The sequence below is a fragment of the Halobacillus sp. KGW1 genome, assembly GCF_001592845.1.
In the GTDB taxonomy this organism is placed as follows: Bacteria; Bacillota; Bacilli; order Bacillales; family Halobacillaceae; genus Halobacillus.
Map to the genome: position 1 here is coordinate 472,575 of NZ_LSOC01000004.1, position 14,973 is coordinate 487,547.

The window sequence follows — 14,973 nt, forward strand, 5'->3', positions numbered from 1 at the left end:
TTATACGTTTACCGTTCTGAAAATTCAATTATATTCCAAGTCAAATAAAGACGCTCCTCTCTTCCAAAGGAGCGCCTACTTATCTTCTTCCGGACGATACGTTTTCGTGAGATAGATCACGACGGTAAAGAAACATCCTCCGAAAATAAAACCGAGCTTCAGCCATACGTTCGGAGCAATGAAAAACGCGGAGAAAAGAAAGGAAAACCATATCATGATCAGGACAGATACCTTCGCTTTGACAGGAATTCCTCTGCCCGATTTATAATTTTGGATATAGGAACCGAACCATTTATTCGTCATCAGCCAATTGTACAGACGGTCGGAACTGCGCACATAACAAGCTGCTGTCAACAGCAGGAACGGTGTCGTCGGAACCAGAGGGAGAACGATTCCCAACACGCCAAGACCGAGTGATATACTGCCAATGACGATCAACAGTACCTTTACAAACTGTTTCATCGATTAACCCCTTACTACATTCGTCGTATCTCTTCTTATGTTAACCTGATTCCCTTCATAATTTCCATTCGTAACCGTCAGTAATTGTTTCCATACAAAAAAAGGCCGCCCTACGCCAAAGGTGCGACCTATTAATACCTTCTTTCCTTTATGTATGAAAGAAACTTCAGATTCCTCTAGTTCACGGTAATGGCTTTCTCTTTATGGGTATGCCAGTCCCCTTTTTCCACATGCAGCTTCACTTGATAGGTTCCGGATTCCGGGAACACATAGTCAGCCGTATACGTCTCTCCCGCTTCCTCCGCATCGACGAAATCATGGGACTCTTCCCCTTCTTTCCACACTTCGAAACGGACGTCCGCACCTTCCACCGGCGCTTCTGCTTCCATCACATGCGCGGTCAAGGTCGTCTCTTCCCCTTTTTCAACAGGCTCCTCCATCATGATATGGACCATCCCACCTTCCTCTTCCGAAGGCTCTTTCTGTGCAGAATCGACATCTCCGATGACAAGCTCGTCCTTCGGCATGTTGTGAGATCCTCTTGCCTGGACGTGGGAAACGACATAGTACAGACCCGCTTCCTCTACAGAGGTTTCCACCTCATACATTCCGTCCCCCGTCGATTCGCCTTCGAGCATTTTGTGGTCTTCCTCATCCTGACCGTCCTGCCACATCTCGAATTGGACCTCGTCGGCATCATTTACAGCTTCTTCCCCTTTCGTTACATGGGCCTGTAAGGTGAAAGTGTCACCAGGTTCCAGCTGTTCTTCCGGAGTCGTAGAGAAACGGACGTCGAGAGGTACCAGATCACTATCCGCCGCCTGCTGTTCCGCGTTGTCTTCCCCTCCGCATGCCGTGAGCATCAGCAGTATACCAACCATAAGAAAAGTTCCGATTATTGACTTCCTGCCCATTCCGAAGCACTCCCTTTCATTATTGGACTTTCTTCAGATCTTCCACAATCTTGTCCATTTCGCTCCGCTTCGTTCCATCATACTTCTTGATGACCTTCCCTTCCGGATTGACGAGGAAGAAGCTTGTCCCGTGCATGTACTGATCAGAATCCGGGATCTCGTCGACCAGGTTGCTGAACGACTTGATGGATAATTCCTTAATCGTCTGGAATTCATACCCTGTCAAGAAGGACCAGTTGTCGTAGTCCGCTCCGAATTTGTCGCCGAATTCTTTCAACGCTTCCGGTGTATCATTTTCCGGATCGATGCTGAAAGACACAAGCTGGGCATCGATATCTTCTTTCTCCATTTTCTGTTGCAGCACAGCCATATTATTCGTCATCGGAGGACAGACCGTCTCGCAATTTGTGAAAATCGTATCAGCCACCCACCAATCTCCTTCTAAATCTTCGTTACTTAACTTACCGTTATCCTGCGTCGTGAAGGAGAAAGACTGGACAGAGCCTGACATGTTCGACTCAATTTCCCCGCCGCAACCTGCCAGCAGCAATAATACAAACACAATCATACATCCATATTTCTTCATGAGGCCACTTCCTTCCTACTTGTATTCACTCGTCTCACACGTTCCGTATGTATCCTGCAATGAAAAAACACCCCGCCGAATCTTACTGTTCAGGGAGGTGTTTCTTTTCATGAAAAACTGGATAATCAGCGATACTGCTGCCTCCGTACCCACATCGTTGCCGCCCACTTCTCTCCGGCAGTGACCGGCGAACCTCCATGAAGCGTACGCTCATTGATCGCAGGATCGTTATAGAAATACTCGAAATAGACCGCCATTCCTTTGTGAGGGGAGACGGTAAGGTTCATTTCCGGGAAATATGTTTCCCCGCCTTCTTCGACATCATTCAAGTAGAGGACGAGGGTGCTGATCCTCGGGTTTTTCGCGGCTCTGGAAGTAGAACGGAAATAGTCATGGTGCGCTTTATATTCCTGACCCGGTTTATAATGAAGGATATGAATCCCTTCTCCATGCTCCACCGGCACATTCATAATCTGAGCGAGGCGCTTCTCGATCCTGCCAGTCAACTCATCGTCCGGCAGAAACGCACTGCTGCTCGTACGGATATCACTCACATCATGATCGGAACCGATTTTGGAACGGTTCACCTTATCCTTCGACAGACGGATCAACGCTTCACACTCTTCCTCACTGACGACATTTCCCAATATAGCGATCTTCGGTTCTTCCATCTTCGCAAGAATCGTCACTTCACGATCCTCTGTCACAATCCTGCTTCCCGTATGATCGAAAATAGATGCTTCATTTACATGTGTTGCCACTTATTCATCAACCTTTTCTCATTTGATAAAACGCTTACAAAACAAAGGCATATCTTTATGGATATAAAAGCTATTCTATCATTTTTCTCTCCTTTTTTCTGCTGGTTTTCATAAAATTTACAAAATTGTTCACATATGAAATCGGACATCCAAAAAAAAGCTCTTCCTGCCTCATAGACAGGAAGAGCCTTCAACAAGCTGCTTCAATTCGGAGAAGTTTGAGGTCCGCCCCATCGCCCACATCAGCTTCGGCAGCAGCGCCTCGGTATTCATATCGTTCGAAAGGATGACCTTCTCCTGATCGATCACCCTGCCGACCTTATAGAGCGATAAGTCCGCTCCTTCTTCCAGGCACTGTGTCGTGATGACGACGATCTTCCCTTCCCCGATCAGTTCCTCTACGGTTTTGGTGAGATCGCGCTCGAGAAACGGCAGTCCACCGCTTCCGAATGTTTCAATAATGACGGCCTGAAAATGATCTTTGATGAGATTTAACATTTCCGGTTTGACTCCCGGATACAGCTTGAACAAATGAACATCCGTGCACAGCCCCGTTTCCAGGCGGAAATCACCTTCCACACGATCCGGCACATCCATATTAGGCTCAATACGGTCGCCCTCGATATAAGCAATATAAGGATAGTTGATACTTTCAAACGCATCATAGCTTTCGGTCCTCATTTTGACCGCATGCGTCCCTTCAATGACCCGTCCGCCGAAGACGACGAACACACCAGGTTCTCCTTGTTTTGCATAGGTAACAGCATCCGTCAAATTCCGCACTCCGTCCGTCTTCTGTGCATCGATCGGCTGGATGGAGCCGGTCAATACCACCGGCTTCTGCAGATTCGGCAGCATGTAGGACAAGGCTGCGGATGTATAGGACAGCGTATCCGTTCCATGAGTGATGACGAACCCATCGTAGTCCGGATAATGTGCATAGACAGCCTTTGCTATCTCTTCCCAATGCTCCGGCTGCATGTTCGTACTATCAATGTTGAGAACCGTATCCGTATCAATCTGTACGTCCTCTTCCTTCAATGGCAGATAACCGACCAGATCCTGGATGGGAATGCCCGGGATCAGCCCCTCCTCCGTTTGGATACATCCGATCGTTCCACCTGTCGACAAGAGAAGAATTCGTTTCATTATCTCCACACCTTTTTTATAAAATCCTAAAGCTCTATCTACTATAACAGACAGGAATGATTTTGGTATGCACTCCAATTAAGCTATACTAAGTCATGGGAGGATTACCAAATGAAATTAACCAGACTCACTGAACTTCGCAAACAAAAGAAATGGACGATGCAGGAAACGGCCGACCAGCTCGGCATCGCCAAAAGTACATATGCCGGTTATGAATCCGGATACCGCCAGCCTTCGCTGGATTCCCTGATCAAACTGGCCGATATCATGAATACCTCGATCGATTATCTATTGAACCGCACCGACGATCCCCGCTCTCCCGATGATCAAAAAATGGTTCTGTTGGACGATTCCAGCCAGCCGCCGGATTGGGAAATCCGCATTGACGGTGCCGCCGCTACGGAAGATGAGCTTCACGATTTCCTGGCATTCGTAAGGACAAAACGTCAGCTCAGACAGTAATCAATCCATACTGACGATGCCGGGGCTTGTCATTTTATGCGTATCAAGAATACGGTTCAGTTCCAATTCTGTCAGCACCCCTTCTTCTAAACAGATATTCCTGATTGTCTGTCCTGTACGCAGGGCCTTTCGAGCAATTTCCGACGCTTTCTCATATCCGATATAAGGATTCAGTGCGGTAATGATACCGATACTGTTCTCTACATTGTTTTTCATCACCATATCATTCGCCTTAATATCTTTCACACAATAATCGGTGAATACTCTGAAACCGTTCTTCATGATTTTGATGGACTCCAACAAATTGAACACGAGCACCGGCTCCATGACGTTCAGCTGCAGCTGCCCTGCTTCTGAGGAGAGGCTGATCGTCTGATCATTGCCGATCACCTGGAAAGCGATCTGATTGATCACCTCTGCCATGACAGGGTTCACCTTCCCAGGCATGATGGAGGAACCAGGCTGGCGCGCCGGAAGATCGATTTCATTCAAACCGGCACGTGGACCGGAAGCCATTAATCGAAGATCGTTCGCAAGCTTGGACATGTTCAACATGCACGTCTTCAAGTAGCCGGAAATCTCCGTATATAAATCCGTGTTGGCTGTAGCGTCCACAAGGTTCTCCGCGGAAACAACCGGATAGCCGCTGATGTCCCGCAGGCGGTCCACGACTTTGCTGACATAGGCAGGGTCGGCGTTCAACCCGGTACCGACCGCTGTCGCCCCTATATTAATTTCGTATAATTTCTCCAACGAACCTGAAATTCTTTCGATGTCCCGCCCGATCATTCTGCCGTAGCTGGCGAATTCCTGTCCGAGACGAATCGGAACAGCATCTTGTAAATGCGTCCGTCCCATCTTGATGACGGTATCAAACTCTTCCGCCTTCTCCATAAATACCACCTGCATACGGCGCATCGTTTCAAGAAGCAGATCCAGCTGTGAAAGCACGGCCAGGTGAATCGTTGTTGGAAACGCATCGTTGGTGGACTGAGACATGTTCACGTGCGTATTCGGACTTAAAAATTTATAGTCGCCTTTTTCACGGCCCAGGATTTCCAATGCCCGGTTGCTGATTACTTCGTTTGCATTCATATTAATCGACGTACCTGCTCCACCCTGAATCGGATCGACGATGAAGTGATCGTGATGCTTCCCTTCAATAACCTCTGAAGCCGCCTCAATGATGGCGTCTCCCAAATGGGCGGACAAGCGCCCCGTGGAAACATTCGCTTCCGCCGCAGCCTTCTTCACCATGGATACGGAGGTGATGAGAGATTCATGGATTCGGTAACCTGTAATCGGGAAATTCTCGGATGCCCGCAGTGTCTGAATCCCGTAATAAGCGTCTGCCGGAATCTCTCTTTCTCCTAAGAAGTCTTTTTCTACTCGAATTGTCTGTACTTTATACATGATGAAACCTCCTTCATTCTTTTATGAAATTCACAGCGAGATGTCGCAGCTGAACAGCGAATCGTCGCTTTCTTTCTCAATATCCAAATGGATGTTATCGATGACTTCCTGCATATTAACGTATTTTCCAAGATAGATCATCAATTTTGCAAGCAGAGCTTCCGTATTCAAGTCTTGGGAAATGACGACCTGGTTTCGATCGATCTTCCTTCCTACTTCATACAAGTCGATGTCGATTCCTTCCTCTAAGCATTGCGTCGTCAGCACAACGACGACTCCGGCGTCGATCAAGGCCTTCACTTCTTCTGCCAGGTCGACTTCGTAGAATGGAATCCCTCCGCTGCCGAAACATTCGATGATGACACCCTTGTAGTTAGTAGAAATGAAGCGGAAAATCTCTCGGTTGATACCCGGATAGAGCTTCAGGACGAAGACATCCGTACACAACCTCGTCTCCAGCTCCAACCGACGTCCGCGTTCCGCGTCCAACGGCTTTGAATGGTAAGTGATGCGTGTATTATCAACATAGGCGACGTAAGGATAATTGACGCTCTCGAACGCGTGCTTACTTTTCGTCCTCATTTTCATCGCCCTCGTCCCCTTGATGACACGACTGTTGAAGACGATATACACCCCGGCCAGACCATCCGCTGCATAATGAACGGCATCCATCAAGTTCTGTTCTCCATCGGAATCGACCAGTGTCATTGGTATTTGTGAACCTGTCAGGACGACCGGCTTATCCAAATGCATCAGCATCGAATCGAGCGCTGCTGCCGTATAGGCCATTGTATCCGTGCCGTGGGTGATGACGAACCCGTCATAGTTGTCGTAATAGTCATGGATCATTGTCGCAAGCTTGACCCAATGATTCGGGTAAATATTCGTACTGTCCAAGTTCAAGGACACAATACAATCTACATCACACTGAAAGCGAAATTCGAGCCTCCCGACCATTTCCTCCGGACTCAGCCCCGGCGTGAGCCCCTGCTCGCTTTCGACCGAGGCAATGGTTCCTCCTGTACCGATAAGAAGAATTTTTTTCATTGATGAACACCCTTTCCCTGCTTCCTTTTTCTTCTCTATCATTTTGCTATATCAGATACATCCTCTTCCATATCCGTTTCTATTTCCGTTTCTGCTCCATCCGTATACCAGATGAATTTGCCTGTGTACCCGTAGATGATGACAAGCGCGATCGATACGAAGCTCATCCACATGAACGGCAGATAAGACAACGTCGACACACCGAGGATTCCCGCCATGAAAATCCCGTTATCCGACCACGGCACCATTCCGGATGTCATCGTCCCGCCGACCTCCGTATTCCTTGATAGAACCCTGCGGTCGATATGTAGTCTGTCATAACTGCTTTCCATCAGCTTCGGTGTCAAAATCAGCGACACATACATCGCACAGCCGAAAATATTGGTGAACAACCCAGTAAAAATTGTTGATACAGAAAGGCTCCCGGCATTCTTGATCTTGTCCACGAACGTGTTCATGATGACGGTCAATACGCCCACCTTCTCCAGCATACCTCCGATACCAAGACCGAGAATGATGACCGCAATGGAGCCGAGCATCCCGCTTATTCCTCCCCTGTTCAGTAATTCATCGATGAATTCAGAGCCGGAACTGATCTGGAATCCATTGTAAGCTGTCTCAATGGATGACACGACATCCGCATTCTGAAACAATACGGCCCATATGATCCCGACCAATGCACCGAAGGAAATCGTCGGGATGGACGGTTTCTTCATGATCAACAATCCAATGACAATAACCGCGGGTGCAAGCATAAGCGGACTGATGTTGAAGGTATCATTCAAGGACGTCATGATCGATTGGACCCTGTCCAGATCGATATTGCCGCTGCCATGGTAGAACCCTGCTCCTGTAAAGAGAATAGCCGTAATGATAAACGCTGGTACATCAAGGTACAACATCGATTTCACGTGGGAAATGACGTTGACTTTCGACATCGATGCAGCCAGCACCGTACTGTCTGAAAGCGGTGACAATTTATCTCCGAAATAAGCACCGGACAAGACTGCACCTGCTACTAACGGAAGCGGAAGCCCAAGCCCCTCACCGATTCCCATCATTGCAATCCCGGCGGTGCCGACAGTTCCCCAGGACGTTCCTGTGGAAAGAGATGTCAACGCACATATAATTAAAGTAGCTAATAAAAAGATAGAAGGATGAATGAAGTCAAGACCATAATAAATGATCGTTGGAACGACCCCTCCGGCAATCCACGTACCGATTAAAGCACCAACCGCCATCAAGATGATGACCGCTTCCAACCCGTTCGATATTCCTTTGATGATCGAACCCTGCAAGGAATCATACGTAAAACCCAATCTCAACCCAAGTAACATGACGATAAACCAACCGACAAACAGCGCCAGCTGAATCGGCAGTTCCAACAGCGCGGTAAACGAAAACACCACAGCCAGAAACGCAGCCAGCACACAACAGACTTCCAATAGAGACGGTAACCTTGCTTCCTTCATTGCAATCTCCTCCTATTTTCTTTTTAAAAACAAGCCAAGTACGCAATACGAGAACAATTTTCCTCATAATAACATAGGAATCTACTTTTTTGAATGCGTTTTTACGCATTTTGAGAATAATAAAGATTCTGGGATATTCTACAATAAAAAAAAGCCCTCCTGCCGCAGCGGCAGGAAGAGCCTTTTTGTCATGTCTCTATCAGTGAACGGAATCGGACAAATCTTCTTCCGCTTCCTCTTGATTGGTATACCAGATGAATGTACCTGTGTATCCATATAGGATGACAAGCGCGATCGATACGAAACTCATCCACATGAATGGTAGATAGGATAACGTCGACACGCCAAGAATACCGGCCATAAAAATGCCGTTATCCGACCACGGTACCATTCCGGAGGTCATCGTCCCGCCGACCTCCGTGTTCCTCGATAAGACTCTCCGGTCGATTCGGAGCCTGTCATAACTTTTCTCCATCAGCTTCGGTGTCAGAATCAAGGAGACGTACATCGCACAACCGAATATATTCGTAAACAATCCGGCGAAAACCGTCGATACAGACAAGCTGCCCGCACTTCTGATTTTATCTACGAACGTATTCATGATGACTGTAAGGACGCCGACCTTCTCCAGCATGCCGCCGATACCAAGGCCCAGGATAATTACCGCGATGGATCCAAGCATGCCGCCGATACCACCCCTGTTTAACAGTTCATCGATGAATTCGGATCCGGATTCAATTTGAAAGCCATTGTAGGCCGCATCGATCGAAGAAACCACATCCGCTCCCTGGAAGACCACCGCCCAAATGACTCCTACCAGCGCCCCGAAGGATATCGTAGGAATAGACGGCTTCTTCAAGATCAGCAAGCCGATGACGATCAATGCCGGCACGAACATGACAGGATTGATGGTGAACGTCTCATTCAAGGACGTCATAATCGACTGGACTCTGTCCAAATCTACATCTCCCGTCCCGTAATAAAAACCGGCAGCCGTAAACAGAATCGATGTAATGATGAATGCGGGCACATCCAGATAAAGCATCGACTTCACGTGCGAAATCACGTTAACCTTCGACATCGATGCCGCAAGGACGGTGCTGTCTGAAAGCGGTGATAATTTATCACCAAAGTAGGCCCCGGATAACACAGCACCCGCTACAAGTGGAAGCGGCAGTCCGAGTCCTTCCCCGATCCCCATCATTGCAATCCCCGCTGTACCGACCGTTCCCCAGGATGTTCCTGTGGATAGGGAGGTCAGTGCACATATAATTAATGTAGCTAATAGAAAAATAGAAGGGTGGATAAAGTCCAAGCCGTAATAAATGATTGTGGGAACGATCCCACCTGCAATCCAGGTACCAATCAAAGCACCGACCGCCATCAGGATGATGACTGCTTCCAACCCGTTGGAAATCCCTTTGATCATGGAGTTCTGTAGAGAATCATACGTAAATCCTAAACGCAAACCTAGTAAAATGACAATGAACCACCCGACGAACAGTGCAAGCTGGATCGGCAGTTCAAACAGTGCCGTAAATGAAAATACGACAACCAGAAATGCAGCTAATACGAGAAATACTTCCAATAAAGACGGTAATCTTCCTTCCTTCACTTCAATCTCTCCCTATATCCTTTTCATATAATTTAAGTATTTTCTCATCATACCAACATAGAGAGCTTTTTTGAATACGATTTGTCATATTTGCTGACATTGGACAAGAAAAATTGTTCGGAATGAACACCTATCCGAGAGGCTTGAGGTGTAGAATCCACCCATTGCGGGTATATGAATAAACAAATGCTTCTTCAGGAGGTGACGCAGCATGGCAATGGATGTTCTGTGTGACGTGAAGAACTGTGTGCATAATGAAGACGGTCAGAAGTGTGGAGCAGAAACAATCTTCATCATCAGTGAATCAGGAAAAACCGCCTCGTCTCAAAACGAAACAGACTGCAAGACATTTGAAGCGAAGCACTAGACACATAACCGAATAGAAGGTATTCCTGGTAGCCGATGAGGGCTACTTTTTTTAGTTAAGACTGATAAAGATTATCGTTATCATGTTGTGCTTCCAAACAAAATTTTGTAAAACACCTCCCCCCTCCAGCTCTATAGATATCGGAAAGACTACTTCCCCTCCCTAACAAATCGGCCGCCTCATGATTATTTGTTTATTCTTGTTTTATTTTGTTTATATAAAGGGGCCGTTTACGCGGCCGTCCCAAGGACCGCTTCTCCGGCCATTTCCGGGGCTTAGTCCGGCCCTAGGCCATTATCGCAAACCGTCCCCCTTCATTTTTCGATCGGCTATTTCGACGCAGGCTTGTATATGTATAATCGACTAACGGTACCTTAATGGTGTCTAAAGACAGAAGAAAAAAGCAGACATCCATATCAAAAGATGTCCGCTCTGTTTTCTTATATATCGTACGGCTGGGGATCCCTTTTCGTAAAAGTATAGAGGCGCTTAAATCCTGCCTGTTTCGCCATGCTGACCGCGCTCTCCCAGTAATCTCCCGTTGTCTCCGGCTTGTGCGAGTCCGACCCGATTGTCAGGATCTCGCCGCCCACCTCTTTATAAAGCTTCAAAATATCCATCGTAGGAAAAGCCTCTCCGACTTTCTGGTTGGATAAGCCGGACGTATTGATTTCGATCCCGATGCCGCGATCGACCGCCTTCCGCAGAATTTTCCTTAACAATGCTTCGTAGTCGCGGAATGCGTATTTCTCTCCTGCCGTCCCGTCGTAGCGTTTCATCAAATCCAGGTGAGCGAGCACGTCTATATCGGCACCTTCGACAAGCGCGTACATTTCCTCAAAGTAGGCGCGGTAAGCCGCTTCCCGCTCCTTCTCCTGCAGGACTTTCCTAAGCTTCGTTTCTTCTATGTTGTGAACGGAACCGAGGATGAAATCGAGGTCTTTATCCCGTAAGACCTCCTCGTATTCCGCTTTCATCAAGTGCGGTTCGCATAATTCGATCCCTGCTTTGATGGTCAGCCTGCCCTCAAACTCCTCGCGGCATCTCTCTATCTCAGAAAAGTACCTCTCGAAGTCCATGTGTCCATATGTCGGCACATTCGGATTGACAGAGAAGTGTTCGGTAAAGCAAATCTCGTTAAACCCTTTATCCACTGCACTCGCACAAACGTCCTCCATCTCTGCCTTTGAATCAAACGAATGGTTCGTATGATGATGATAATCCGCTGCGTACATTATGCTTCCTCCTTGCCTTCTTCTAGTAAAAAAAGAAATAAGGTAACCCAGAAAAAGGTTACCTCATACAGGAACTTACTTCAACAGAGACTTGAAGTTATGAACGACGTTCTCTACGGTGAAACCGAACGCGGCGATCACTTCATCTCCAGGACCTGACGTGCCGAAAGTATCGACACTCATTACCAAGCCTTCGTCTCCTGCATACTCTCTCCAGCCAAGCTTCGATCCCATCTCGACGACCAGCCGCTTTTTGATGTCCTTCGGAAGCACGTGCTCTTTGTACTCCAGCGCTTGTTTTTCAAACAGATCCCATGACGGCATGCTGACGACCCGGACATACAGCCCCTCCGCTGCCAATTGTTCCTGCGCTTCCAAAGCCAAAGGCACTTCTGATCCAGCCGCTATCACAATCCCCGACGGTTCTCCAGCTGCTTCAGAGAGGATGTAGGCACCTCTTCTCACGCCGTCTGCTGCATGCGAATCCGTTTGTTTAAGCGTTGGTACGCCCTGCCTTCCCAACACCAGCATCGTCGGCTGATCTTGCTGCTCTACAGCAATCTTCCAAGCTTCCTTCGTTTCATTTGCATCCGCCGGACGGAGGACACACAATCCCGGCATTGCCCGGAACGAGGCCAGCTGTTCGACCGGTTCGTGCGTAGGTCCATCCTGTCCTACCGCTACACTGTCATGGGTAAATACGTACGTGACCGGTATTCCCATGAGTGAGGCAAGCCGGACAGCGGGGCGCAGGTAATCCGAGAAAACGAAGAACGTACTGACAAATGGCCTTAAATGGTGCAGAGCGAGACCGTTGGCGATCGCTCCCATAGCGAATTCCCTGACACCGAAGCGGATGTTTCTACCCGCGTAGTCGGAAGGAGTGAAGTCCGGGTACTTTTTCAATCGCGTCTTCGTTGAGGAATCTAAATCAGCAGACCCTCCGACAAATTCGGGCATTACATCAGCAAGTGCATTCAGCAGTTCTCCAGAAGCCGCTCTGGTAGCAAGCGTCTCCCCCTCTTCATAGGAAGGAAGCACCCGTGACCAGTCCTCCGGGAGCCTGCCCGCCAGGAGCCTTTCTAATTCCACAGCCTGCTCCGGGAAGGCTTTTTTATATTCACCGAAGGTCGCTTCCCATTCCTGCTCCTTCGCTTTCCCTCTTTCTTTGATCGTCCGAAAATCCTGGTAGACTTCTTCCGGAACGAAGAACTCCTCTTCATACTCCCACTTGTAGAACCGTTTCGTCCGCTCCACTTCTTCTTTCCCAAGCGGATCGCTGTGCGCATCGCTCGTTCCTTGAATACTGGATGCTCCGTAACCGATGATCGTTTTGATCTCGATAATCGTCGGCTTCTCCGTCTCCGCCTTCGCTTCCTCGATGGCACGCTCCACTGCCAATATATCGTTGCCGTCTTCTACTTTAAGATAATGCCAATGACAGGAGGTGAACCTGCTTTCCACATCCTCCGAGAAAGAAAGGTCGAGACCACCATCCAAGCTGACATCATTGGAATCATAGAGGACGATCAGGCGTCCAAGCCCTAAGTGACCTGCGAGAGACGCAGCTTCATAGGATACGCCTTCCATCAAGTCGCCGTCCCCGCAGATCGTGTACGTATAATGGTCGACAACCGGATATCCATCACGGTTGTAGGTTTCCGCCAGGTGCCTCTCCGCCAAGGCCAAACCGACACTTGCCGGTATTCCCTGACCGAGCGGCCCTGTCGTTACCTCTACTCCCGGAGTGATGCCGTATTCCGGGTGGCCGGGCGTTTTACTGCCAAGCTGCCGGAAATTTTTCAGATCATCGATCGATACCTCATATCCGGAAAGGTGCAGGAGGCTGTAAAGCAGTGTCGAGCCATGCCCTGCCGAGAGGACGAACCGGTCTCTATTGAACCAATTGGGGTTGTCCGGGTTTACGTTGAGGAAGTTCTTCCACAAGGCATAGGCCATAGGTGCAGCCCCCATCGGCATCCCAGGGTGACCGTGGTCGGCTTTTTCTACACTATCGATATTCAACGTACGGATCGTATTGATGGACAACTCGGATACCTTATCTGTCGAAATGGACATGCTATCGCCTCCGTTATTTGTATTGGCACAAGATCAACTGGTTTTCTTCTTGAACGGGACGACCATAAGCGCCAGAATGACGACAAGACTGATGACAATAGCCAGCGGTCCGGCGTAGTTGGCAAGTGTTCCGAAGAAGATTCCACTCACACCGAAATCGGCATCCGAGAACGTCGTGTTGGCGAATCCAAGCTCTCCCAGGACCGGCAGCAGGAAGATCGGCAGAAACGAAATGATGATACCGTTTACAAAAGATCCCCCAACGGCTCCTCTTACCCCGCCCGTAGCATTACCGAACACGCCGGCAGCTGCTCCTGTGAAGAAGTGTGGAACGACGCCTGGAAGAATGATGGTACTTCCGACAAGTGCCATGACGACCATACTGAAGAGACCTCCGATGAAACTGGAGAAGAAGCCGATCAATACGGCATTTGGCGCGTACGTATAGACAATCGGAACGTCCAAGGCAGGCTTCGCATTAGGAACAAGCTTCGTAGAAATCCCTTTGAAAGCCGGGACGATTTCCGCAAGAACGAGACGTACTCCGGACAAAATGATGAATACACCAGCAGCAAAATTACCTGCCTGAATGAAAGAGAAGACAAGGAAATTCGTACCGTCGCTGAGTTCCGCTTCAATGAAAGACGGACCTGCTGCCAAAGCGACAATCAAATACATGACGACCATCGTAAGTGCAATACTTACCGTACTGTCCCGTAAGAAGCCAAGACCTTTCGGAAAGTTGATTTTCTCTGTCGATGTGGACTTCTCTGATTTCAAGGCTTTCCCGACTAAGCCGCTGATTGCATAACCGACCGCACTGAAGTGACCTAATGCGACGTTATCGTTCCCTGTCAGCTCCCGCATGAACGGCTGAAGAATCGCAGGGGATAAGGTCATGATGATACCCAACGCAACCGCTCCGGCGGCGATTTGCGGAATCGTGTTGAAGCCGGCCACGGCCATGATGACGGCGAGCATACAAGCCATATATAACGTGTGATGCCCCGTCAGGAAAATGTATTTAAACCGGGTGAAACGGGCGATCAGAATATTTACAATCATTCCGAAGAACATGATAAGTGCTGTATTGGAACCATACTCATTTAAGGCAAGGGCTACAATCGCTTCATTATTCGGTACTACCCCGGAGACGTTGAACGCCTCCTGGAACATGGAGCCGAACGGTACCAAGGACGTTTCCAAAATACCGGCTCCCGCTGAGATGACGAGGAAACCGACGAATGTCTTCGTCGTTCCCTTCATCGTGTCTGACACGTTTTTCTTCTGGGCGACTAACCCGATCAAGGCAATCATAGCAACAAGAATCGCCGGTTGACTTAATATATCCACCAACACCGTCAGAAAGCTGTTCATTTTCTATCCTCCCCTTCCGCATGTTTCAACTGTG

14 protein-coding genes are annotated in these 14,973 nt (G+C 48.5%); 2 read left to right on the plus strand and 12 right to left on the minus strand.

The features are described from left to right. Window positions 1-75: 75 nt before the first annotated feature. The 5 genes from AXG56_RS17115 to AXG56_RS17135 form a co-directional block, all read right to left on the minus strand. The gene (locus AXG56_RS17115; RefSeq protein WP_008634393.1) at window positions 76-462 is read right to left on the minus strand and encodes a YbaN family protein; all 387 of its coding nucleotides are present in this window, start codon (window positions 460-462) and stop codon (window positions 76-78) included. A 176-nt stretch (window positions 463-638) separates the two neighbouring features. Further along, entirely contained in the window at window positions 639-1,376 is a 738-nt protein-coding gene (locus AXG56_RS17120; RefSeq protein ID WP_051348995.1) for a FixH family protein, read from the minus strand. Between the two features lie 19 nt (window positions 1,377-1,395). Next, window positions 1,396-1,962, minus strand: a complete 567-nt coding sequence (locus AXG56_RS17125) for an SCO family protein (protein ID WP_062515660.1) — start codon at window positions 1,960-1,962, stop codon at window positions 1,396-1,398. A 125-nt stretch (window positions 1,963-2,087) separates the two neighbouring features. After that, complete coding sequence (locus tag AXG56_RS17130) at window positions 2,088-2,723, minus strand: 2OG-Fe(II) oxygenase (RefSeq protein ID WP_062515661.1); 636 nt, start codon at window positions 2,721-2,723, stop codon at window positions 2,088-2,090. A 171-nt stretch (window positions 2,724-2,894) separates the two neighbouring features. After that, entirely contained in the window at window positions 2,895-3,872 is a 978-nt protein-coding gene (locus tag AXG56_RS17135; protein ID WP_062515662.1) for an asparaginase, read from the minus strand. A gap of 111 nt (window positions 3,873-3,983) precedes the next feature. Here AXG56_RS17135 and AXG56_RS17140 point away from each other — a divergent pair, with 111 nt between their 5' ends. Beyond that, the gene (locus tag AXG56_RS17140) at window positions 3,984-4,334 is read left to right on the plus strand and encodes a helix-turn-helix domain-containing protein (RefSeq protein ID WP_062515663.1); all 351 of its coding nucleotides are present in this window, start codon (window positions 3,984-3,986) and stop codon (window positions 4,332-4,334) included. On the opposite strand, the gene aspA is transcribed toward AXG56_RS17140, so the two are convergent. From aspA to nhaC (AXG56_RS17160), 4 genes are all read right to left on the minus strand, one after another. Next, window positions 4,335-5,747: an aspartate ammonia-lyase gene (aspA, locus tag AXG56_RS17145; RefSeq protein ID WP_062515664.1), complete on the minus strand. Its 1,413-nt coding sequence runs from the start codon at window positions 5,745-5,747 to the stop codon at window positions 4,335-4,337. Window positions 5,748-5,777: 30 nt separating this feature from the next. After that, window positions 5,778-6,794 carry an asparaginase gene (locus AXG56_RS17150; protein WP_062515712.1) on the minus strand — a complete coding sequence of 339 codons (1,017 nt, stop codon included), beginning with the start codon at window positions 6,792-6,794 and terminating at the stop codon, window positions 5,778-5,780. 38 nt (window positions 6,795-6,832) lie between these two features. Next, complete coding sequence (gene nhaC, locus AXG56_RS17155) at window positions 6,833-8,266, minus strand: Na+/H+ antiporter NhaC (protein WP_008634380.1); 1,434 nt, start codon at window positions 8,264-8,266, stop codon at window positions 6,833-6,835. Window positions 8,267-8,465: 199 nt separating this feature from the next. Continuing rightward, on the minus strand, window positions 8,466-9,881 hold the full coding sequence (nhaC, locus tag AXG56_RS17160) for a Na+/H+ antiporter NhaC (RefSeq protein WP_008634379.1): 1,416 nt from the start codon (window positions 9,879-9,881) through the stop codon (window positions 8,466-8,468). Window positions 9,882-10,092: 211 nt separating this feature from the next. Between nhaC (AXG56_RS17160) and AXG56_RS19030 the strand changes: the two genes are divergently transcribed. After that, entirely contained in the window at window positions 10,093-10,248 is a 156-nt protein-coding gene (locus AXG56_RS19030) for a DUF1540 domain-containing protein (protein WP_008634378.1), read from the plus strand. Between the two features lie 440 nt (window positions 10,249-10,688). Here AXG56_RS19030 and AXG56_RS17165 read toward each other — a convergent pair whose 3' ends face one another. The 3 genes from AXG56_RS17165 to AXG56_RS17175 form a co-directional block, all read right to left on the minus strand. Further along, window positions 10,689-11,483 (minus strand): histidinol-phosphatase HisJ family protein, encoded by a 795-nt coding sequence (locus tag AXG56_RS17165; protein WP_062515665.1) that lies wholly within the window; start codon window positions 11,481-11,483, stop codon window positions 10,689-10,691. A gap of 75 nt (window positions 11,484-11,558) precedes the next feature. Next, the gene (gene tkt, locus AXG56_RS17170) at window positions 11,559-13,562 is read right to left on the minus strand and encodes a transketolase (protein WP_062515666.1); all 2,004 of its coding nucleotides are present in this window, start codon (window positions 13,560-13,562) and stop codon (window positions 11,559-11,561) included. 33 nt (window positions 13,563-13,595) lie between these two features. Next, on the minus strand, window positions 13,596-14,939 hold the full coding sequence (locus AXG56_RS17175) for a PTS ascorbate transporter subunit IIC (RefSeq protein ID WP_062515667.1): 1,344 nt from the start codon (window positions 14,937-14,939) through the stop codon (window positions 13,596-13,598). Between the last annotated feature and the right edge of the window lie 34 nt (window positions 14,940-14,973).

Bases quoted from the DNA above. Each gene is read 5' to 3' on its own strand.
- AXG56_RS19030 (WP_008634378.1), top strand. From the start codon at position 10,093: ATGGCAATGGATGTTCTGTGTGACGTGAAGAACTGTGTGCATAATGAA.
- AXG56_RS17125 (WP_062515660.1), bottom strand. From the start codon at position 1,962: ATGAAGAAATATGGATGTATGATTGTGTTTGTATTATTGCTGCTGGCA.
- AXG56_RS17135 (WP_062515662.1), bottom strand. From the start codon at position 3,872: ATGAAACGAATTCTTCTCTTGTCGACAGGTGGAACGATCGGATGTATC.
- AXG56_RS17150 (WP_062515712.1), bottom strand. From the start codon at position 6,794: ATGAAAAAAATTCTTCTTATCGGTACAGGAGGAACCATTGCCTCGGTC.
- AXG56_RS17165 (WP_062515665.1), bottom strand. From the start codon at position 11,483: ATGTACGCAGCGGATTATCATCATCATACGAACCATTCGTTTGATTCA.
- AXG56_RS17115 (WP_008634393.1), bottom strand. From the start codon at position 462: ATGAAACAGTTTGTAAAGGTACTGTTGATCGTCATTGGCAGTATATCA.
- aspA (WP_062515664.1), bottom strand. From the start codon at position 5,747: ATGTATAAAGTACAGACAATTCGAGTAGAAAAAGACTTCTTAGGAGAA.
- AXG56_RS17120 (WP_051348995.1), bottom strand. From the start codon at position 1,376: ATGGGCAGGAAGTCAATAATCGGAACTTTTCTTATGGTTGGTATACTG.
- nhaC (WP_008634380.1), bottom strand. From the start codon at position 8,266: ATGAAGGAAGCAAGGTTACCGTCTCTATTGGAAGTCTGTTGTGTGCTG.
- tkt (WP_062515666.1), bottom strand. From the start codon at position 13,562: ATGTCCATTTCGACAGATAAGGTATCCGAGTTGTCCATCAATACGATC.
- AXG56_RS17140 (WP_062515663.1), top strand. From the start codon at position 3,984: ATGAAATTAACCAGACTCACTGAACTTCGCAAACAAAAGAAATGGACG.
- AXG56_RS17175 (WP_062515667.1), bottom strand. From the start codon at position 14,939: ATGAACAGCTTTCTGACGGTGTTGGTGGATATATTAAGTCAACCGGCG.